Here is an 18,403-nt window from a genome sequence, read left to right as displayed (position 1 = left end):
CTTCGCCGGGAGACGCGACGGCGATACGCAGATGGCGAGTGCCACTGCCGTCGGGGCGCGGTCCGAGGATGTTCTCCGAACCGTCGCGCCGGTCCGTGCACTGCGGTGTGGATGGATGTGGAATTCTTCGGCGACTCGCGGTGCGTCCTGGATCGACCGGCTCGGCGAGTGGGCCGGATTTCCGGCTCGGATTGTCGGTGGTCGCCGGTAGGGTGCAGGGGTGCCCGAATTACCGGAGATCGTGGCGCTCGAGCGGTTCCTGGTCGAGCATGCGGTGGGCGCGGTCGTGGGGCGGGTGGATGTCGCGGCGCTGAGTGTGCTCAAGACGTTCGATCCGCCGGTCACCGCGCTGTCGGGTCGCGATGTCACCGGGGCGGGGCACTGGGGTAAGCATCTGGGGTTGGCGTGCGATGGTCTGTGGTTGATCACCCATCTGTCGCGGGCCGGTTGGCTGCGCTGGATCGATGAGCCGGGGCGTACGCCGCCCAAACCGGGCAAGGGGCCGCTGGCGCTGCGGGTGCATCTGTTCACCTCCGAGGGGGCGACTCCGGCCTTCGACCTGACCGAGGCGGGAACGAAGAAGCGCCTGGCCGTGTGGGTCGTGGAGGATCCGCAGACGGTCCCCGGCATCGCCCGCCTGGGCCCCGACGCGCTGGAGGTCACCTCCGCGCAGTTCGCCGAACTGCTGCACGGCACCGCTCAGCGACTCAAGACGGTACTGGCCGATCAGGTGGTGATCGCCGGAATCGGCAATGCCTATTCCGACGAAATCCTGCACGCGGCAAAGCTTTCCCCGTTCGCCACCGCCAACCGCCTGACCCCCGAGGAGGTCGAGCGGCTGTACGCGGCGATGCGCGAGATCCTCACCGACGCCATCGATCGATCGGTCGGCCAGGAGGCGGCGAAACTCAAGGGCGAGAAGCGATCCGGGCTCCGGGTGCACGCCCGGACCGGTCTGCCCTGCCCGGTGTGCGGTGACACCGTGCGTGAAGTTGCCTACGCGGACAAGTCTTTCCAGTACTGCCCGACCTGTCAGACCGGCGGCAAGATCCTGGCCGACCGGCGCATGTCGCGGCTGCTGAAATAGTCCTCAGGTCTGGTTCGTCGGCGCTTGATAGCCCGAAATGCCGAGGTGCGCACCGATTTCCGCGAGCGCGTCCACGATCGTGCGGCCGTTGAGCTGCGGCCAGCCGGTGAACACGGCGGGCATCGCGGTCCGAGTGCCCTCGCCGCCGATCTGGTCGACGGTCAGATCCGTGTGGTAGAGCAGCCATTTGAGGGCGTCGCCGACGGAAACCTGATTCCCGTACGCATCGGTGATGGTGTCACTCAGTTGCATATCTCCTCCTAGGCTCCATTGTCCGAAATCGGCGGTCAGGGATTGGTCGATATCGCATTCGACGCCGTTGACGTGGGCGTATCCGAGGGAGACGTTCTGCAGGATATTGATGCGCGGATCCTGATTCCCGCCGCTCCACGCCTGGGTCTGCCACGCCCAGGCGGCCACGCCCGCGTCCAGCGCCCGCGAGACGGTCCAGTACCCGCCGTAGATGCCGACGTTCTTGGTGCCGAGAACCGTTGCGGCGCCTTGGAGGTAGGCGTTGATCGGGGCCTGTTGTTCGGGGGTGGCGTCGAAATCGGCGGAGAAGTAGATCGGGCGGTCCGCCGAGCCGCCGCAGGCCAGCGCCTGCCGCAGTGCGGCCGCGGCGTCCGCGCGCCCGGCGTCGTAACCGTTCAACATCGCGTCGGCGGTGGTCTCCCAATTCGCGACGATGTCGATTCCGTTGGCGCGCAAGTCATCCGCTTCGCCGGGCGTGAGTAGTTTGCCGGGTAGGCCGGGACCGCCCGGAGTGAGATAGCGGCAGACGAATCGATATCCGGCGGCCGCGATGGCCGCGCCGCCGGGAATTCCCCCGGCATAATCCAGACCATTGGCCATGTCGTTCCTCCCCGATCGAAGATATGGCTGATGCGGCGACCGGCCACACGTCGCGATGGCTGCCGAGGTGTGGGTGATCGCCCTGATGATGTTCTGGCCGTGAGCTTTACGTGCTCAGTGATTCGGAACCGCGCGGCGATCGGACGGGTGCCGGGCTCGGGGTGCCCGGCACCTCATCTCGAATGTGAACGAATTCCCTTGGTGTGCAACAGGATCCGATATCAATCGGTTTTCCGGATGGCCGCGACGGCGACGGTCGTGTACGACATCGTGAAGACGCCCCCTAGTTCATCGATGACCGTGCCGGTCCCGGCCAGGATCTCGGCCAGCCGATCCGGTTCGAGCCGGGTGAACATGCCGGTCGTCGGCAACTGATCCAGCCATTCGTCGCGGGTGTAGTCGCGCTGCCACTCGAACTGCCACTGCCGCGGCTCCTCGAACGCGCCGCTCGCCCGCATCCCCTCGGCGGCGCGGTCGAAGAACGCCCGGTAGAGGTCCACGGTCGGACGGGTCGGCTGATCCAGGAACGGCGAGTCGGGAATCACCCGCCGATAGACCGCCTGCACCCGCTCGGCCACCTCGGGCGGCAGCTGGAAGACGTGGTTGAACGGTGCGAGCAGCCCGCCGGGCCGCAATACCCGCCCGGCCTGCGCGGCCCCGGCGGCCGGGTCCACCCAGTGCCAGGCCGTGCCCGACACCACCGCGTCGAACCGGCGGTCCCCGGGTGCCCAGGTCTCGAAGGTCGCGACCTCGGTCTCGATTCCGGTGCTGCGCGCGAATTCGGCCATCCGCGCGTCGGGTTCCACGCCGAGCACGGTGCAGCCCAGATCCCGGAATTGTCGTGCGACGATGCCGGTTCCGGTGCCGACGTCCAGGATCGCGCCGCCGGGCGCGGTCGTGCGGATGCGCTCGATCAGCGCGGCCGGATAGGGCGGGCGGGTGCGGTCGTAGCGGGGTGCGTCCACGCCGAAGGATTCGGCGATGGCGCGGGCCCGGTGCGGAGTCTCGGGCGAGGGTGTCTCGGTCGGTGCTGGTCCGGGCTGTTCGGGCGGTAGAGTGGGCATGTGCCCACGGTAATGGGCGCATGCCCACTCGACAACGTTTCGAGTGCGTCATCGAGTTCGCCCTGAGCGGAAAGGAGTGCCGGTGCCCACCGGAGTGGCCCTGCGCGATGTGCGCGAGCAGCTGTTCGGCGCGGCCGAACGCATCCTGCTGCGGGACGGTCCCGACGCCCTGACCAGCCGCGCGGTCACCACCGAGGCGGGGTGCGCGAAGGGCGTACTGCACCGGCACTTCAGCGATTTCGACGAATTCCTGGCCGAACTCGTCCGGGACCGGATCACGAAGTTGAACGCGCAGGCGCACGCGCTACAGGAATCGGCCGGAACCGGAACGGTCGTCGCGAATCTCACCGCCGCACTGACCGAGCTGTTCGGCACCATCGCGGTCTCGATCGTCAGCCTGGTGATCTTCCGCGACGAACTTCGTGCCAGGCTGCGCCGCGCCGGGACGCCCGGCATCCCGCTGATGCGCGAGGCCGCCGAGATGATCGAGACCTATCTGCGACGGGAACGCGAACTCGGCCGCCTCACCGCCGACGCCGATATCGCCACTCTCGCACCGACATTGGTCGGCGCGGGCCATCTGCGTTTCGCCGACCGGACCGCGCCGCCGGAGTCCGCGGAGGTCGCGCGGATGGTGACCACGGTCCTGGCCGGAGCCCTGCCGGGGTAACGGTTCAGCTCACCGCTGGAACCCGAACCCCTTCCCAGGCAAGGCGTTTGGACTTCTCCGGATCCACCTCGAGCCGGGACGGCGCATCGATGACGCGCGTGATCCGTCGCTGCTCGCTGTATTCGGGCCAGGACGCCAGCGGTGTGCCGGTGCGCGCGAAAGCCAGCCAGTTGTCCTGGAATTCGCGTTGCACCGCGCGAAAACCCTTGTGCCCGCCCGCGGCGGTGAGCACCCGCCCGATCGGCGAATCCACCCCGCCGAACACCGGGATCAGATCCAATGCGTGCGTCGCGCCGAATCCGGCCAAACGCACTGCGCGCGGGGCGAAATCGAAGCGGTAGGCGTAGGTCGGCGCGTGCCGGCTGTGCCCGGCCATGACCTCGAGTGAGGGCCGCCAGAACACGAAATCACCGCCCGCCCGCACCGCCGTCTTCGCGGCCGGATAGCCGGGATACGCTGCCGCGATACGGGATTCGGCACCCTCGGACCCGGCCAGTACCTCGCGCATGCGCTCCTGCGTGGTGGGCAGGGTGTCGTCGAAACGCGCGAACAGCGTCGCCTCGTTGCGGTTGGTGCCGATGATCAGCGGCAACCGGTGGGCCGATCCGTTGACGATCGCGTCGATCGGGGCCTCGGGCAGGAAGTCGCCGTCCACGACCGGGGACGCGACGAAGGTGCCCGGATGCTGCCGGGTCCACTTGCCCAGCCGCGATTCCACCGCCTTGCGGATATCGTTCGCGCTGGCGTCGCTCAACGCCTCGGCCGCGGTTTCCGGTGTGGCACCGAGCTTTTCGACGCAGGTGCGGGCGAACAGCCGGGCCTGCTCGGCGGTCACCGCCCAGTCGGCGGGTGCGCTCTGGGCGATACCGCGATGGAACAGTCCGGCCGCGGCGGGCGTGGCCAGCAGCGAGAGCACCGCGTGCGCGCCCGCGGACTCGCCGAATATCGTGACGTTGTCCGGATCGCCGCCGAACGCCGCGATATTGCGCTGCACCCACTCCAGGGCCGCCACCTGATCGCGCAGGCCCAGGTTGGAGTCGAAAGGCCGTTCGGGCGTGGAGAATTCGCTGAAATCGACGTAGCCGAACGCGCCGAGCCGGTAGTTGATCGAGACGACCACGACATCGCCGCGGGTGGCCAGCCGCGTACCCGAGTACAGGCTCAGCGCCGAGGTGCCGATCAGGTACGCGCCGCCGTGGATGAACACCATCACCGGTCGCGGCGTCGAGGACGGTTCCGCGGGGGCGACGACGTTCAGGGTCAGACAGTCCTCGGCGGTCGGCTGCGTGGTGCGGGGGCCGATGCGCGCGCCCGAGCGATGCTGCATCGCGGCGAAACCGAATTCGGTGGCATCACGCACCCCCTGCCATGGCGCCACCGGCTGCGGGGCCCGGAAGCGCAGCTCACCGACCGGCGCGGCCGCGTAGGGAATCGAACGCCAGCGCACCACACGACGACCGCGATGGCCGCGAACCGCACCGTCCGCGAGGGAAATCTCTGCCATGAGGTCGATGGTAGCTGTTACTGCAGGTATCCCTCGACCTGCTTGGCCGGGTTGACCTGGGCATCATCCGGATCGCCACCCTGATCGATCCGCGCGCGCCGCTGTCGCAGCAGATCCCAGCACTGATCGAGCTGCACCTCCAGCTCGGCCAGCCGCGCCCGCTCGTCCTCCTGACCGAGCGCCCCCTGCGCCGCCTTGGACCGAAGCCGATGCTCCTGATCCACCAGTTCACTGATCCGCGCGAGAACATCGTGTTCGGTCATGAAGCCGAGTTTAACGGCCTCGCTCACCTCGCGTCGGGACTCGTTCCGCGCACCCGCGGCAGCGCTCGCTCTGTGGGTTCGCAGCGCTCGAATGTCTACAGATCCGGGCCGGGTTACTTGTTCGTCGTACCCGCGACATGTTCGGGTGGCGAGCCGTGCAGTCGTTTGCTTGTGCGGCCGACGGCGTTGCGCGGCGGAATGCACGATGAATCTTGTTGTTGTGCAAAGAAATCCGTGATCACCGCGGTCGATTCGATGAATCAGTGGACGTGCGCGGTGGGGATGCTGTGGGTCGGCCGCTCGGGGGACAGGTGGCGGTACTGGGGGCGGCGTGGTGCGGGTGGGGCGGGGCAGGGGTCCTGGCGGGGTGGCTGGGGGAATTGGGACAGCCAGGCGGTGAGGCGGTGCAGGCCGTCGACGTCGACGCGGTAGAAACGGTTCATACCAGCGGGGCGGACGGTCGCCAGACCATTGTCGAGTAACGCCTTGAGATGTTGCGATACCGCGGCTTCGGTAATTCCGCGCTGTTCGCTGATCGTTCGAGTGATCGCGCCGGAGCTCTGCTCACCCGATGCGAGTAATTCGAGAATTTGTCGGCGGGTCGGGTTGCCGAGAACCCCAAAGGCGTCCATGGGGGAATAGTAGGAAAAACTGTATTAGAGGACGATGAGAAGCGGGCCTTCCCCCTGGTCAGGGCGGGTGACCAGGGGGAACATGACTCAGATATCCGTGTTGTAGGCCGAGGTGGCCGCCAGTGCGAGCGTGTCGTCGTCACTGAAATGGATGCGCGCGTTGACCCGGTAGACCTGCCGCAACATATCCTCGGTGATCACCTCGCGCGGCGTTCCCACGACGTGCACGCCGCCGTCTCGCAGCACCACGACGCGTTCGGCGAAACGCGCCGCATGCGTCAGATCGTGAATTGTGGTGAGCACGACCGCGGGCTGCTCCCGCGCGTATTGCCGTACGAGTTCGAGCATCTTCAACTGATTGTGCAGATCCAGACTGCTCGTCGGCTCGTCCAGCAGCAGCACCGACGGCCGCCGCACGATGGCCTGCGCGAGGCTGACCAACTGCTGCTGCCCGCCGGACAGCTGTGCCATCCGACGTCCGGCCACCGCGGTCAGCCCGACCCGCGTCAGCACCTCGGACACCAGATCCACCGTCGCGCGCTCGACCCGGAATCCGGCCCCCTGCTGATAGGCCAGCAGCACGTTCTCGAACACCGTCAACGTCGTCGCGGGCGGCGGATCCTGCGGCAGATACAGCACCGAACCCGGTTGTCCCGCAACGGTTCCGTCGCCGAGCCGGACCGTGCCGGAATGCCGGTGCAGCCCCGCGATGCAGCGCAGCAGCGTGGATTTCCCGGCCCCGTTGGGCCCCACCACCGCATACATCGCGCCGGGTTCGAACTCCGGCAGCGAGATCGAGCGCAGCACGGGGGTGCGGCCGTGGGCGAAGTCGAGATTCTCGACGGTGAGGGTCATGTCCACGTCCGCTGTCGCCGGGTCATGATGATGAGCAGGAATACCGGCACGCCGACCAGCGAGGTGATCACCCCGACCGGAATGATCACCCCCGGCACCACGATCTTGCTGACCATCGAGGCCCCGGTGAGCAGCGTCGCGCCGCTCAGGATGGAGGCGGTGAGGAAGTACCGCTGATCCTCGCCGACCAGGATGCGCGCGATGTGCGGGCCGACGAGTCCGATGAAACCGATTGTGCCCGCGATGGATACGGCCGTCGCGGCCAGCAGCGAGACGCCGATCAGCGCGATGGTGCGCATCCGGTCGACGGGCACGCCCAGGGCGCTCGCGCGATCGTCACCCATCCGGAACGCGGTCAAAGTCCATGCCTGCCAATAGAAGAACGGCAGCAGCACCGCCGTGACGACCGCCAGCGTGCCGATCTGCGGCCAGGTCGCGCGGCTGAGGCTGCCGAGCGTCCAGAACACGACCTGCTGCAACTGCACCTCGGAGGCCACGTACTGCATCAGCGCGAGTAATGCGTTGAACAGGAAGACGATCGCGATACCCAGCAGGATCATGGTCTCGGCCCCGGCCCCGGCGCCGCGCAGGCGGCTGAATCCGAGGATCATCGCACACGCCGCGATCGCGAAAATCCATGCGCTACCGGCCATTCCGATCTCACTGCCGAGCGGCAGCAGACTGGTGAACCCGGTGACCGCGGCCAGCGCCGCGCCGAATCCGGCGGCGGCGGAGACGCCGAGCGTGTAGGGCTCGGCCAGCGGATTGTTCAGGATCGTCTGCATCCCCGCCCCGGCCGCGGCCAGCGCACCGCCGACCAGGATGCCGGTGACCGACATGGGAAGCCTTATGCCCCAGACGATCTGGTCGTCCACGGCGGGTGCGTGCCCAGGTGTGAGCGCGGCCCGGAGCAGATCGCCGACCGGCATCGGCGCACCGCCGATCATCACGTCACCGCAGAACACCGCCACCGTGAGCATTGCGAGCCCGAGGACGATCAGGATCCGCCGCCGGGTCAGCTTCCGGTACCCGTCCTGCGCGGATTCCAGGCGCTCGACCGGCGTCCGGCTCAGCGTGATCACGACAACCCCGTCCAGAAGGCGCCGCCGGCCGTGATCGGCAGGAACTTCGAATGTAGTTCTGCCAGTTCGGCATTGGGGTCCACATCGCCGAACAGCTCCGGGTGCAGCCACTTCGCCATCCACTCGACGGCCAGGTAGTTGTACGGCGAATCGTAGAAGTGGTGCCACAGCGCGAAGGTGCGGTGGTCGCGCACCGCGGCGAGGGTGTCGAAACCCGGCTGTTTCGAGACGACCGCGGCGAGCTGTTCGCGCGCGGCCTCGGGGGTCTCGTTGTAGCCCAGCGCCACGAAACCGCCTGCCTTGACCGGTGTTTTACCCGGAGCCCAGTTCGCGCCGGTGGCGATGACGACCGCGGGATTGCGCTCCAGAATCTTCTCCGGCGACAGCGTGCCCTGCGGGGTGGACAGCAACTCGTCGCCGAGGTTCGTCCCGCCCGCCGCGGCGACGAGTGCCGCGAGATTGCTGCGCGCGAAGGTCGAACAGCAGTCGTAGTAGCCGGGCGCTCGCCACAGGAACGCCGGGGTCGGGCTCGCGTGCGCGGCGGCCAGCCGGTCGCGCACCATGCCCACCTTGGACCGGTAGTAATCGATGAACGCCTGCGCCTGCTGTTCGCGGCCGAAGATCTGCCCGAGCGCGCGCACGCTGGGCACGGTGTGCGCGACGGGGTCGACGAAGTAGTCGATCACGACCGTCGGGATACCGGCCTTGTCCAGCTTGTCGACGATCCCGGCGTTCCGCGCGGCCTCGAAACTCGCCGCGCTGATGACGAATACGTCCGGCCGCAGTTGCAGCGCCTGTTCGGCGGACAGCGAGCCGTCGTAGACCTCACCGGTGGTGGTGATCTTGTCCATCTGCTGTGCGAACCGCGCGCGGTACTTGTCGTAGGTGTCCTGATCGTTCTGGAGCAGATCGTCCGGCCAGCCGACCACGTCGCGGGTGGGGTCGTCCTTGTTCAGGAACGCGGTGGTGTAGATCAGGCGTTGCCCGCCCAGCAGCACCCGTTGCGCGGGCAGCCGTACCTGGACCTTGCGGCCGAGCGCGTCGGTGATCGTCGTCTCGTGCCCGTTCGAGGCGCCGGTGGTGCCCGGGCTGCATCCGGTGATCAACAGCAGCAGCGCGGTCGCGAACAGGACCGCGATCGAGGCTGCCCGCCCGGACGGCGGTGTGCGGCCCGGCATTCGGCGTGGTCGCGGTGACACTGAATTCGACATATTTGGTTAGCCTTCCCTCATCTCATGGCAGGCTAAGCGTGCGGTCCGGAAGGTGTCAACGGCGACGGTCGAGCTCGGAAATTGCCCTGACCAAGAGTTTTCTTAGTTGCTTGCGGCCGTTGATTAGGTAAGGCTAGCCTCCGAAACGCCGCATCTTCTCAGCGGATCCCCAGCACCCACGATTGGACCGCATCCCCATGCATATCCTCACTCGGAGCGATCTGGCGGACCTCCAGGTATCCCCGTCGGATGTGATCGGCGCCGTCGAGGACGGCTACCTCGCGTTCGCGCGGGGCGAGTCCCGATGTCCGACCAAACTGATGATGCCGCTGCCCGACGAGCGGCGCGATTCGGTGTCGTATTCGATGCTCGGTTACGACGCCAACCTCGAGCATCTGGGCTTCAAGACCTCGTACCGGCAGGGTAGTCAGACCAACGAGAAGTACTACACCACAATCACTTTGTACGACGACGCGACCGGACAGCCGTTCGCGTTGATGGACTGTCAGCGGGTCGGCGCGTCGCGCACACCGGCCACCACGGCGTTGATCGCGCGCTCGTGTGCCGCGCCCGGGGCTCGTTCCGCGCTGATGATCGGCACCGGGGTGCAGGGGGTGAACACGCTGCCGTATCTGCTCACGGTGCTGCCGGAGTTGGAGACGGTCCGGCTGTTCGGCACCCATCCCGACGGAATCGCCGGCTCGAAACGTCTTCTGCGCGAACACTTCCCGGATCGGAAGCTGGAGTTGGTCGAGGATGTGCGGGGCGCGGTCGCGGCCTCGGACATCGTGGTCGTCGCCTCGGGGCGGGCCGCGCATCCGCCGATCGATGTGCGGTGGTTGCCGCCGGGCGGGTTGATGATCTCGGTCGCGAGCAAGGGCGTCGCGGCGGGGGCGATGCGTGATTCGGACTACAACATCACCACGAGTATCGGCCAATTGGGTGTCACCGGAACGAGATTGGCGTCCGGAGGGGAGGTGCGGGTGGACGCGGTGCTGCCCGACATTCTCGCCGGGAGGTCGCCCGGACGCCGCGACCCGGGCGATCGGATCTTCGCCTTCTCCAGCGGGATGATCATCACCGACATCCCGGTTGCCCACGCATTCGCCACCCGCGCCATTGCCGCCGGACGAGGACGGAACGTCGAATTATGGACCTGACAGTGTCGAATCGGGCAGCCGCATCGAATTCCGTGGCAGTGCCGGATGATTCAGCGACATCGCGGGACGATCCGGCAGCCGCGTCGGGCGGTGCGGTGCGAGCGCCGGGTCATCCCGCGGCAGTGCCGAAGGGGCAGGTGGTGGTACCGAATATCGGTCCCGCGCTGCCTGCCAGGCAATCGAGCTGGGCGTGTTCGGTTCAGGCCGATCCCGCGCTGCTCGGTGACATCGCGCACGCGGTCGGCGGGCCGTTCCATGTGATCGACCCCGAGCGGTTCGCGGCCAACCTCGAAAGCTTCCGCGCGGCGCTGCGTGTCGCGGGTGTCGAGGGGCGAATCTACTTCGGCAAGAAGGCGAACAAGGCCGGAGCGTGGCTGGAGGAATGCGCTCGGCACGACGGCGGTGTCGATGTCGCCAGCGCCCAGGAACTCGTGCACACACTCGGGCACGGTGTGCGCGGCCGCGACATCGTCGTCACCGGGCCCGCCAAATCCAGCGAACTGCTGTGGCTGGCCGCCCGGCACGAATGTCTCATCGCCATAGACGATCTCGAGGAGTTGGAACGGCTCGTCGACGTCGGGGTACCCGCGCGGATTCTGCTGCGGGTGCTGCCGCCGACCGGGCCGAACAGCCGCTTCGGGCTGGATTCCGAACAACTCGAGCGCGCGCTGGACCGCTGTGTTCGAGTGCGCGAGCAGATTACGATGGACGGCTTCTCCTTCCATCTGGACGGCTATCTGCCGCAGCCGCGCGCCGAACTCGCCGACGCGTTGATCGATCGCTGCCTGGACGCGCGGGCACGCGGTCTGGCGGCGACGTCGATCGATATCGGTGGCGGATTCGCTTGCGACTACGTCGATGCCGAGGATTGGCGACGTTTCCAGGAGGACTACTCCGACGAATGGTTCCATGCCGCAAAGCAATTCACCCGCTTCTATCCCTATCATCAGGCCCCGGTCGGCGCGGATATGCTCGCCGCGGTCCTGGCGCAGGTCGGGCCGCGATTCGTCGAGACCGGTACCCGGCTGCTGTGCGAACCCGGGCGGGCGCTGCTCGATCAGGCCGGTTTCTCGGTGTTTCCGGTGCAGGGGTGCAAGGCGCGCGGGGACCATTTCGCCGTCACGGTCGCGGGGTTGAGTATGAGCATCTCCGAGCAGTGGAAGGGCAGTGAATTCCTGCCCGATCCGCTGCTGTGGCCCGCCGGTTCGCCCGGTGACGACGCTCCGATCACCGCGTTCGTCGCCGGTTCCAGCTGCCTGGAGTACGACGTATTGACCTGGCGCAAAATAGCTTTCGAGCGAGCACCGCGCTACGGCGAGCTGATCGTCTACCCCAATACGGCCGGATATCAGATGGACAAGAACGAGAGCGGATTCCATCAGCTGCCGCTGCCGCCCAAGGTGCGCGTGCACACCCGAGACGGCCGGTACACCTGGTCGATCGACGCCCACTGATGCCGACGCGACCCGAAGGAACGTCACCATGCTGACCACGATCAGCCGATCGTCCACCGCGATCGCGGAACACGCCTCCGCGCTCGTCGGTGACACACCCCTGCTGGAGCTCACCCGCACCGGTTCGGGCACCCGGTTACTGCTCAAACTCGAGCAGTTCAACCCGACCGGCTCCGGCAAGATCCGGATGGCCCGGCAGATGGTGCTCGCGGCCGAACGCAGCGGCCGGTTGCGTCCCGGCGGCCATATCGTCGAACCGACCTCCGGCAACACCGGACTCGGGCTGGCCATGATCGCGCTCGAACGCGGCTATCGCTTCACCGCCGTGGTGGATTCGCACGCCGCGCGGGACAAACTGCGCGCCATGGCCGCGATGGGCGCGGAACTCGTTCTGGTGGACAGTGATTCGACCGGCGGGCCGAGTACGGTCGAGCGTCGCCGGGTCGCGGACGAGATCGCCGCCCGCACCGGGGCGTTCCGGCCCGATCAGCACAACAATCCGGCCAACAACGACGGCTATGTCGAACTCGCCGGGGAATTGATCGACGCGCTCGACCGGATCGATTACCTGGTCGGCGCGGTCGGCACCGGCGGATCGCTGTGCGGGACGACCCGAGAACTGCGTCGTCGCGGTGTGCCGGTGACCACGATCGGGGTCGAACCGATCGGCTCGATCATCTTCGGCGGTCCGGGTGGCAAGTACTGGCAGTCCGGCGCGGGGAGTCCGCCCGGATTCACCGTGGGCAGCAATGTCGACTACGGCTGTATCGATGAGGGTGTGCCGGTCGGTGATGTCGCGGCGTTCACCACCGCGCGCGTCGTCGCCCGGCGCACCGGCCTGCTGATCGGCGGAACCGCCGGTGCCGCAATAAGTCTCGCGTTACGGCGGCTGACGCTGGTACCCGCGGGCAGCACGATCGTGGTGCTCGTCTGCGATGCGGGTGAGAAATACTTGGACACCATGTACGACGACGAGTGGTTGCGGGCGCGCGGCCTGCTGGATGAGGCCGCGCATCGACGGTTGCACCGGCTGCTCGACGCGTATGCCGATTCGGTGGATATCGCGGCCGCCGACCTGTGCCGGAAGGCGGGTGCGTGATGGCCGCGCTGCTCGGTAGTCCCACGGGACGGTTGCGGGAATATCGGCCGGTCATCGCGCTGGCCGCGCCGATCGCGGGGGTGCAGCTCGCCCAAGTCGCCTTGACCACGGTCGATTTGGCGATGATGGGGTTGCTGAGCGTCACCGCGATCGCTGCGGGCGGGCTGGCCATCCTGCTCTACAACCAGTTGCGGACCATGAGCGTCGGAATGGTCACCGGCATCGGCAATCAGATCGCCGGTGCGGTCGGGCGTGGCGAAAAGCGTACCGGCACCGACGAACTCGACGAGCAGGCGCGAGTCGAGATCCGAGAGTTGGTGCGCGCCGGGCTGTTCGTCGCGACGCTCGTCTCCCTACTGGCCGCGCTGATCCTGATCGGGCTCGGCTTCGCGCTGCCGCTGTTCGGACAACGCCGCGAAGTGGTCGAGATCGCCCGCCCGATGATGATCGCGCTCGCTCCCGGACTGATCCCCATGTTGTGGCTGAATGTGTTGCGGCAGTTCACCGTCGGTATGCGCAGGCCCGGTTCGCTGCTGCGCGTCACGCTGATCTCGATCGCGGTGAACGCGCTGCTGGACGCGGCGTTCATCTACGGCTGGCTGGGGCTGCCGAAGCTCGGCGCGACCGGAATCGGTCTGGCCACCACGCTGGTTCAGGTGTTCACCCTGGTCGCCCTGCATCTCCAGATCCGCCGGGATGCCCAGCTCACCGGGCTGCTCGCGTTGGATCTGTGGAATTTCGACCGGGCGACCGTGCGTCGCGTGGTCACCATGGGCACCCCGATCGCGTTCACCTACGGCAACGAGGCCGCCATCACCTCCATCGCGACCGTGCTGATGGGTATCTTCGGACCGGAACTGCTGGCCGCGAGCAATATCGTCAATCAGCTGGCCTACATCGTCTACCAGCTGAACATCGGTCTGTCCCAAGGATCTTCGATCCTGGTCAGCCGGAGCGTGGGGCGCGGTGACCGCGGTGACGCCGGGCAGATCGCGCGGCGGGTGCTGACCGTGAGCGTGGTGGCGATGACGGCGTTCGGGCTGCTGTACTGCCTCGCGCCGCGCGCGGTGGTGACGCCGTTCCTGCACGGTGCCGGGCCCGAGGTGGTGGCCGCGGCGACCGGGCTGCTGTGGTTCGCGATCGCGCACCAGTATCTCAAAGGCGCACAGAACATCTGCGTCGGATTGCTGCGCGGGCTGGGCGATACGAAATCCAGTCTGCGGATCACGCTGATCGGGTACTGGGGCGTGGGGATTCCGGTCATGTTGATCGCCGCGTATCTGCTGCACTGGCGTGGGTACGGGATCTGGCTGGGGTTGTGCGCGGGGTTCGGGGTCACGGCGGTACTGCTGCTGCGGCAGTTCCGCGCCGATCTGCACGCGGAGTAGGCCAACCGCCTCGACAGTTCGGATCCGGTGGAAGATCTTCGGCGGCAACAGTTTTCGATGTCTTTCGCCGGAGGCCGGTCCGGGCTGCGGGTGGTGGGTGATCGATCGGATGAGAGGGGTCGCTGCACGGGCGTCGGCCGGGTCGAACGGCCCGATGTCCTCGGCAGCGGCGACATGATCGATCGCCGTCGCATCCATCGCGGGGCGCGGATGCCGGTGCCGACTCGTGCGGATGGGCGCTAGTCGGCCAGCTGGTATCCGACCCCGCGGTGGGTCTTCAAAGTTGTTCTGTCGAAAGGGATGTCGATCTTGCTGCGCAGGTAGCGGATGTAGACCGCGACCACGTTGTCCGGGCCGTCGTAGTGGCTGTCCCAGACGTTGCGCAGGATCTCCGATTTGCTCACCACCGTGCCGGGATTGCGCATCAGGAATTCCAGCAGGCCGAATTCCCTTGGTGTCAGGGATAATTCGACTCCACCGCGACGCACCGAACGCTGACTCGGATCGAGTGCGAGATCGCCGACGGTGAGGATCTCGCGCTGCTGCGGTGACTGTCGTCGCATCAGGGCGCGGATCCGGGCGATGAGCACCACGAACGAGAACGGTTTGGTGAGATAGTTGTCCGCGCCCATGTCCAGGGCGTCGGCCTCGTCGAGCGCGCCGTTCTTGGCGGTCAGCATGAGTACCGGCGTGCTGACGTCCCCGGCGCGGATGCCGCGCAGTACCTCGTAGCCGCTCAAACCCGGCATCATGATGTCCAGCACGATCACGTCGAAGTCGAATTCGGTTGCCATCCACAGTCCGTCGACGCCGTTGCCCGCGATCTCGACGTGGAATCCCTCGTGTTCGAGGCCGCGGCGCACGGTTTCCGCCAGCCCCGCCTCATCCTCGACCAGTAGCACACGCATGAGCTGTGCACTCCCTTCCGGTCCGGCAAACCCCCTGCTGACGACTCGATCCGTCATCTACCTTAACTTAGGCTAAGCAAACTATATGCATAGGTGAGGGAGTCGGTATGCGATGGCAGAGGCGGGTCCGCGAACGCCTCGCGGTGCTGTGGCCGCCCTCGCGATGGGGATTGCGGGTGCGATCGGCGTTGGTCGCGGCGGCCGTCATCACGGTCGTGCTCGGATTCGGCGCGACCCTGATGCTGTGGCTGCTGTTGCGATCGATGTTCGACACGGTCGACAGCGCCGCCGTCGCGCGCCTCGACGATATCGCCGCACAACTGCGCACCACCCCGCCCGAAACCGCGAGCGCGGCGTTGTTCGAACCCAACGGATATGTGGTGATCGTGGAGATCGTGGGCCGATCCGGGCGGGTGCTGCGATCCTCCGAGCGGTCCGGGAGCCATCCGCCACTGATTCCGGCGGCTGAAACCGTTGTCGGACAGTCATTGTGCTGCGATTCGGATCTGAGGCTGTCGGCGCGGCGGGTCGACTCCCCGTCCGGGCCGGTCACGGTGATGGTCGCCGGGAACACTCAGCCGGTCGAGGACGCGATGGGGGAGGTGGCGCTGGCGTTGGCGATCGGTACCCCGGTCGTCGTCGCGGTGGCCGCCGGTGCGACATATGCGCTGGTGGGGCGTTCGCTGCTGTCGGTGGAGACGATCCGTTCGCGCGTCGCGGGGATCGGCAGCACCGGACTGGCCGAGCGGGTGCCGGTGCCCTCCGCGCGGGACGAGGTCGCTCGGCTGGCCGTCACCATGAACGAGATGCTGGGCCGCATCCAGGCCGGTCACCTTGCGCAGCGGCGGTTCCTGTCCGATGCCTCGCACGAATTGCGCAGTCCGCTGGCGACCGTGCTGAGTGGGCTGGAACTCGCCCGTGATCATCCCGGGGCCTTCGACACCGAGCTGGCCGCCCGCACCCTGCTGCCCGAGGCCGAACGCATGCGATATCTCATCGACGACCTGCTCATGCTCGCCGCCGCCGACGAGAACGGGCTCACGGTTCCGGTCACCGACGTCGACCTGGACGATGTCGCCGCCATCGCGCTCGAGGCCACCCGCCATCCCGCCGATGTGACGCTGGCCCGGCAGTTCAACCCCGTCCGGGTGCGCGGCGACGCGCGCTCGCTGACCCGCGTCGCCCGCAACCTGCTCGGCAACGCCATCACGCACACCACCTCGATCGTCACGATCCGCACCGTGCGCACGTTGTCGGGGGCGCAGTTGATCGTCGACGACGACGGTCCGGGAATCCCTGTCTCCGAACGGGAACGGGTCTTCGAACGCTTCGTCCGTCTACAGGACGACCGTGGACGCGACAGCGGGGGCGCCGGACTCGGGTTGGCGATCGTCGCGGAAATCGTTGCGGCGCACGGGGGTACGGTCACCATCGAGGATTCGCCGTACGGTGGCGCCAGAGTGCTCGTGAAACTCCCACTGCCGCAGGCGTAATGCATTCGTTCAGGCGGCAACTGTCGCACGCCGCGTCGCTGGTATGTCGGGCGTTGCGTATGGCGATGGAGAGGTGCGCCGCCGAAATCGTGGGAAATGTGGTCGCTTCAAGGATTTGTCGCCTGGGCACTCGCCGAGTGTCCGGATTCGTCGTTCCAGGTGGTTGACCTGCGAGTGGGTCGGTGCCTGAGTGCTGACACGGCAGTGAGGCGCGGTCGCGATTGCCGATTGCGGAATGCCGTGCTGCGGACCGGGCGTCTGTGGTGACAGGGTGAGAATGGGCGGGGTTCGAATCTCATGCCTCGGCGATGCAGCGGGCTGCGATTCGGGCGGCGGTGGCGAGGTCGGTGGGGGAGAGGGTTGCGTAGCCGAGGGGGATGCCGAACTCGCGAGGTGGGCCGCTGTGGTGGCGGGCCAGGCCGTCGAGCAGGACGCCGTGGGAGTGGGCGGTGGTGATGGCTCGGTTCTCGTGGGCGGCGGTGGGGAGGGGGACGGTGACGTGGGAGCCCGCGTCGTCGCCGCTGACGTGGAGGTCGTGGGCACGTAGTTCGTTGACGAGAAGTGCTCGCCGGGGCGGCATTTCGCGGCGGAGGCGGCGCAGGTGGCGGGCCAGGTCGCCGTGGCGGGCCAGTTCCACCAGGACGCGTTGGCCCGCGGGCGCGGGGTGGGTGCCGACTCGTTCGCGGTGTGCCACTACGGCATTCGCGATTTCCGGGTTCGCGACCAGCCAGCCGACGCCCAACGTGGTCGACAGGATCTTCGAGGTGGTGCCCAGGTGGATCACCACATCGGGGGCGAGGGTGGCGAGCAGGGGGAGCGGGGCGGTGTCGTAGCGTAGTTCGCCGTCGTAGTCGTCCTCGATCACCAGGGCCCCGGTGCGCCGGGCGAAGTCGACCAGGGCGACGCGGCGGGTGGCGGGCATCCGCGCGCCGAGCGGAAACTGGTGTGCGGGTGTGCAATACACCGCACGGACGTGCGGCGGGATCAGGTCCACGCACAGTCCGTCGGTATCCAGCGGGACGGGCAGCACCCGGATGCCCGCGGCCCGCAGTGCGCCGACCGCGCGCAGATATCCGGGCTCCTCCACGGCCACCGCGTCACCCGGACGCAGCAGCGCGGCCGCGAGTTCGCCTACGGCCGAACCGGTTCCGTTGGTGGCCAGCACCACGGCTTCGCCGCCCAGGCCGCGATGTCGCAGCAGATGTTCGGCGACGGCCTCGCAGTATTCGGGTTCGCCCGCTCTGTGCTTGTGCGCCAACGGGATTCGATCTCCGCTCGCGCGCCAGGCCCGTCGCCAGGCCGCCCGGTCGATCGCCGCTACGCACGGAGTGCCGGGAACCAGATCGAGCAGATCGGTGCGCGGCTGTTCGGCGCTGACGGCCGCCGGATCTCGCGGTGCGGCGGCGGGGGAGGCGGTGAGGTAGGTGCCCGAACCGTGGCGGCCGCTGAGCCAGCCCTCGGCGTGCAGCTGATCGTAGGCCGCGGTGACCACGGTGCGGCTGACGCCGAGTTGGGTGGCCAGCGCGCGGGAGGAGGGCAGCCGATCGCCGCCGCGCAGTCGTCCGGCGGTCGCGGCGGCGCGCAGACCATCGGCGACCTGCACGGCCAGCGGTGTCGCCGACGCGCGGTCGATCAGCAGTGGCAGATCCGGCTGCGCCATGAAGTGGTCTTTCGAAACAGT

At 67.7% G+C, this 18,403-nt stretch carries 17 protein-coding genes; 7 read left to right on the top strand and 10 right to left on the bottom strand.

Translation table 11 applies throughout. The features are described 5' to 3' along the window. The first annotated feature begins 220 nt into the window (after nt 1-220). Nucleotides 221-1,087, top strand: a complete 867-nt coding sequence (locus NRB20_RS11045) for an Fpg/Nei family DNA glycosylase (RefSeq protein ID WP_319944742.1) — start codon at nt 221-223, stop codon at nt 1,085-1,087. A 3-nt stretch (nt 1,088-1,090) separates the two neighbouring features. On the opposite strand, the gene NRB20_RS11040 is transcribed toward NRB20_RS11045, so the two are convergent. Together NRB20_RS11040 and NRB20_RS11035 are read right to left on the bottom strand one after the other, a co-directional pair. Beyond that, on the bottom strand, nt 1,091-1,939 hold the full coding sequence (locus NRB20_RS11040) for a glycoside hydrolase domain-containing protein (protein WP_153409989.1): 849 nt from the start codon (nt 1,937-1,939) through the stop codon (nt 1,091-1,093). Between the two features lie 221 nt (nt 1,940-2,160). Further along, complete coding sequence (locus tag NRB20_RS11035) at nt 2,161-3,003, bottom strand: class I SAM-dependent methyltransferase (protein ID WP_153409988.1); 843 nt, start codon at nt 3,001-3,003, stop codon at nt 2,161-2,163. A gap of 82 nt (nt 3,004-3,085) precedes the next feature. On the opposite strand from NRB20_RS11035, the gene NRB20_RS11030 reads away from it, so the two are divergent. Further along, on the top strand, nt 3,086-3,673 hold the full coding sequence (locus NRB20_RS11030) for a TetR/AcrR family transcriptional regulator (protein ID WP_319944741.1): 588 nt from the start codon (nt 3,086-3,088) through the stop codon (nt 3,671-3,673). Nucleotides 3,674-3,677: 4 nt separating this feature from the next. Here the strand turns inward: NRB20_RS11030 and NRB20_RS11025 are convergent, their stop codons facing one another. The 6 genes from NRB20_RS11025 to NRB20_RS11000 all read right to left on the bottom strand — a co-directional run bounded on the left by NRB20_RS11025 (nt 3,678) and on the right by NRB20_RS11000 (nt 9,220). After that, nucleotides 3,678-5,177 carry a carboxylesterase/lipase family protein gene (locus tag NRB20_RS11025; protein ID WP_153409987.1) on the bottom strand — a complete coding sequence of 500 codons (1,500 nt, stop codon included), beginning with the start codon at nt 5,175-5,177 and terminating at the stop codon, nt 3,678-3,680. Between the two features lie 17 nt (nt 5,178-5,194). Beyond that, nucleotides 5,195-5,440 carry a DUF2630 family protein gene (locus tag NRB20_RS11020; protein WP_153409986.1) on the bottom strand — a complete coding sequence of 82 codons (246 nt, stop codon included), beginning with the start codon at nt 5,438-5,440 and terminating at the stop codon, nt 5,195-5,197. Between the two features lie 260 nt (nt 5,441-5,700). Further along, nucleotides 5,701-6,072, bottom strand: a complete 372-nt coding sequence (locus tag NRB20_RS11015; protein ID WP_153409985.1) for an ArsR/SmtB family transcription factor — start codon at nt 6,070-6,072, stop codon at nt 5,701-5,703. Between the two features lie 87 nt (nt 6,073-6,159). Beyond that, nucleotides 6,160-6,927: an ABC transporter ATP-binding protein gene (locus NRB20_RS11010; RefSeq protein WP_153409984.1), complete on the bottom strand. Its 768-nt coding sequence runs from the start codon at nt 6,925-6,927 to the stop codon at nt 6,160-6,162. After that, nucleotides 6,924-8,009: a FecCD family ABC transporter permease gene (locus tag NRB20_RS11005; protein ID WP_319944740.1), complete on the bottom strand. Its 1,086-nt coding sequence runs from the start codon at nt 8,007-8,009 to the stop codon at nt 6,924-6,926. Before NRB20_RS11005 ends, NRB20_RS11010 begins: the two co-directional genes overlap by 4 nt. After that, complete coding sequence (locus NRB20_RS11000; protein ID WP_227833414.1) at nt 8,006-9,220, bottom strand: ABC transporter substrate-binding protein; 1,215 nt, start codon at nt 9,218-9,220, stop codon at nt 8,006-8,008. The genes NRB20_RS11005 and NRB20_RS11000 overlap by 4 nt, the downstream gene beginning before the upstream one ends. A 197-nt stretch (nt 9,221-9,417) precedes the next feature. On the opposite strand from NRB20_RS11000, the gene NRB20_RS10995 reads away from it, so the two are divergent. The 4 genes from NRB20_RS10995 to NRB20_RS10980 all read left to right on the top strand — a co-directional run bounded on the left by NRB20_RS10995 (nt 9,418) and on the right by NRB20_RS10980 (nt 14,321). After that, on the top strand, nt 9,418-10,380 hold the full coding sequence (locus NRB20_RS10995) for an ornithine cyclodeaminase (protein ID WP_194289801.1): 963 nt from the start codon (nt 9,418-9,420) through the stop codon (nt 10,378-10,380). A gap of 140 nt (nt 10,381-10,520) precedes the next feature. Then, complete coding sequence (locus tag NRB20_RS10990; protein WP_319944739.1) at nt 10,521-11,834, top strand: type III PLP-dependent enzyme domain-containing protein; 1,314 nt, start codon at nt 10,521-10,523, stop codon at nt 11,832-11,834. Nucleotides 11,835-11,862: 28 nt separating this feature from the next. Then, the gene (locus tag NRB20_RS10985; protein ID WP_153409981.1) at nt 11,863-12,933 is read left to right on the top strand and encodes a PLP-dependent cysteine synthase family protein; all 1,071 of its coding nucleotides are present in this window, start codon (nt 11,863-11,865) and stop codon (nt 12,931-12,933) included. Continuing rightward, nucleotides 12,933-14,321: an MATE family efflux transporter gene (locus NRB20_RS10980; RefSeq protein ID WP_153409980.1), complete on the top strand. Its 1,389-nt coding sequence runs from the start codon at nt 12,933-12,935 to the stop codon at nt 14,319-14,321. The genes NRB20_RS10985 and NRB20_RS10980 overlap by 1 nt, the downstream gene beginning before the upstream one ends. Before the next feature lie 239 nt (nt 14,322-14,560). On the opposite strand, the gene NRB20_RS10975 is transcribed toward NRB20_RS10980, so the two are convergent. Next, entirely contained in the window at nt 14,561-15,229 is a 669-nt protein-coding gene (locus NRB20_RS10975) for a response regulator transcription factor (RefSeq protein ID WP_153409979.1), read from the bottom strand. Between the two features lie 107 nt (nt 15,230-15,336). Here NRB20_RS10975 and NRB20_RS10970 point away from each other — a divergent pair, with 107 nt between their 5' ends. Then, nucleotides 15,337-16,722 (top strand): sensor histidine kinase, encoded by a 1,386-nt coding sequence (locus NRB20_RS10970; protein WP_153409978.1) that lies wholly within the window; start codon nt 15,337-15,339, stop codon nt 16,720-16,722. Between the two features lie 295 nt (nt 16,723-17,017). Here the strand turns inward: NRB20_RS10970 and NRB20_RS10965 are convergent, their stop codons facing one another. Next, nucleotides 17,018-18,382 carry an aminotransferase-like domain-containing protein gene (locus tag NRB20_RS10965; protein ID WP_153409977.1) on the bottom strand — a complete coding sequence of 455 codons (1,365 nt, stop codon included), beginning with the start codon at nt 18,380-18,382 and terminating at the stop codon, nt 17,018-17,020. Nucleotides 18,383-18,403: the final 21 nt, after the last annotated feature.

Source organism: Nocardia macrotermitis, assembly GCF_009604405.1.
Classification (GTDB): domain Bacteria; phylum Actinomycetota; class Actinomycetes; order Mycobacteriales; family Mycobacteriaceae; genus Nocardia; species Nocardia macrotermitis.
This window is presented reverse-complemented; position numbering and strand designations above follow the sequence as displayed.

Coding starts and splice junctions, on each gene's coding strand:
- NRB20_RS11040 (WP_153409989.1), bottom strand. CDS start 1,939: ATGGCCAATGGTCTGGATTATGCCGGGGGAATTCCCGGCGGCGCGGCC.
- NRB20_RS11035 (WP_153409988.1), bottom strand. CDS start 3,003: ATGCCCACTCTACCGCCCGAACAGCCCGGACCAGCACCGACCGAGACA.
- NRB20_RS11025 (WP_153409987.1), bottom strand. CDS start 5,177: ATGGCAGAGATTTCCCTCGCGGACGGTGCGGTTCGCGGCCATCGCGGT.
- NRB20_RS11020 (WP_153409986.1), bottom strand. CDS start 5,440: ATGACCGAACACGATGTTCTCGCGCGGATCAGTGAACTGGTGGATCAG.
- NRB20_RS11015 (WP_153409985.1), bottom strand. CDS start 6,072: ATGGACGCCTTTGGGGTTCTCGGCAACCCGACCCGCCGACAAATTCTC.
- NRB20_RS11010 (WP_153409984.1), bottom strand. CDS start 6,927: ATGACCCTCACCGTCGAGAATCTCGACTTCGCCCACGGCCGCACCCCC.
- NRB20_RS11000 (WP_227833414.1), bottom strand. CDS start 9,220: ATGTCGAATTCAGTGTCACCGCGACCACGCCGAATGCCGGGCCGCACA.
- NRB20_RS10995 (WP_194289801.1), top strand. CDS start 9,418: ATGCATATCCTCACTCGGAGCGATCTGGCGGACCTCCAGGTATCCCCG.
- NRB20_RS10985 (WP_153409981.1), top strand. CDS start 11,863: ATGCTGACCACGATCAGCCGATCGTCCACCGCGATCGCGGAACACGCC.
- NRB20_RS10980 (WP_153409980.1), top strand. CDS start 12,933: ATGGCCGCGCTGCTCGGTAGTCCCACGGGACGGTTGCGGGAATATCGG.
- NRB20_RS10975 (WP_153409979.1), bottom strand. CDS start 15,229: ATGCGTGTGCTACTGGTCGAGGATGAGGCGGGGCTGGCGGAAACCGTG.
- NRB20_RS10970 (WP_153409978.1), top strand. CDS start 15,337: ATGCGATGGCAGAGGCGGGTCCGCGAACGCCTCGCGGTGCTGTGGCCG.
- NRB20_RS10965 (WP_153409977.1), bottom strand. CDS start 18,382: ATGGCGCAGCCGGATCTGCCACTGCTGATCGACCGCGCGTCGGCGACA.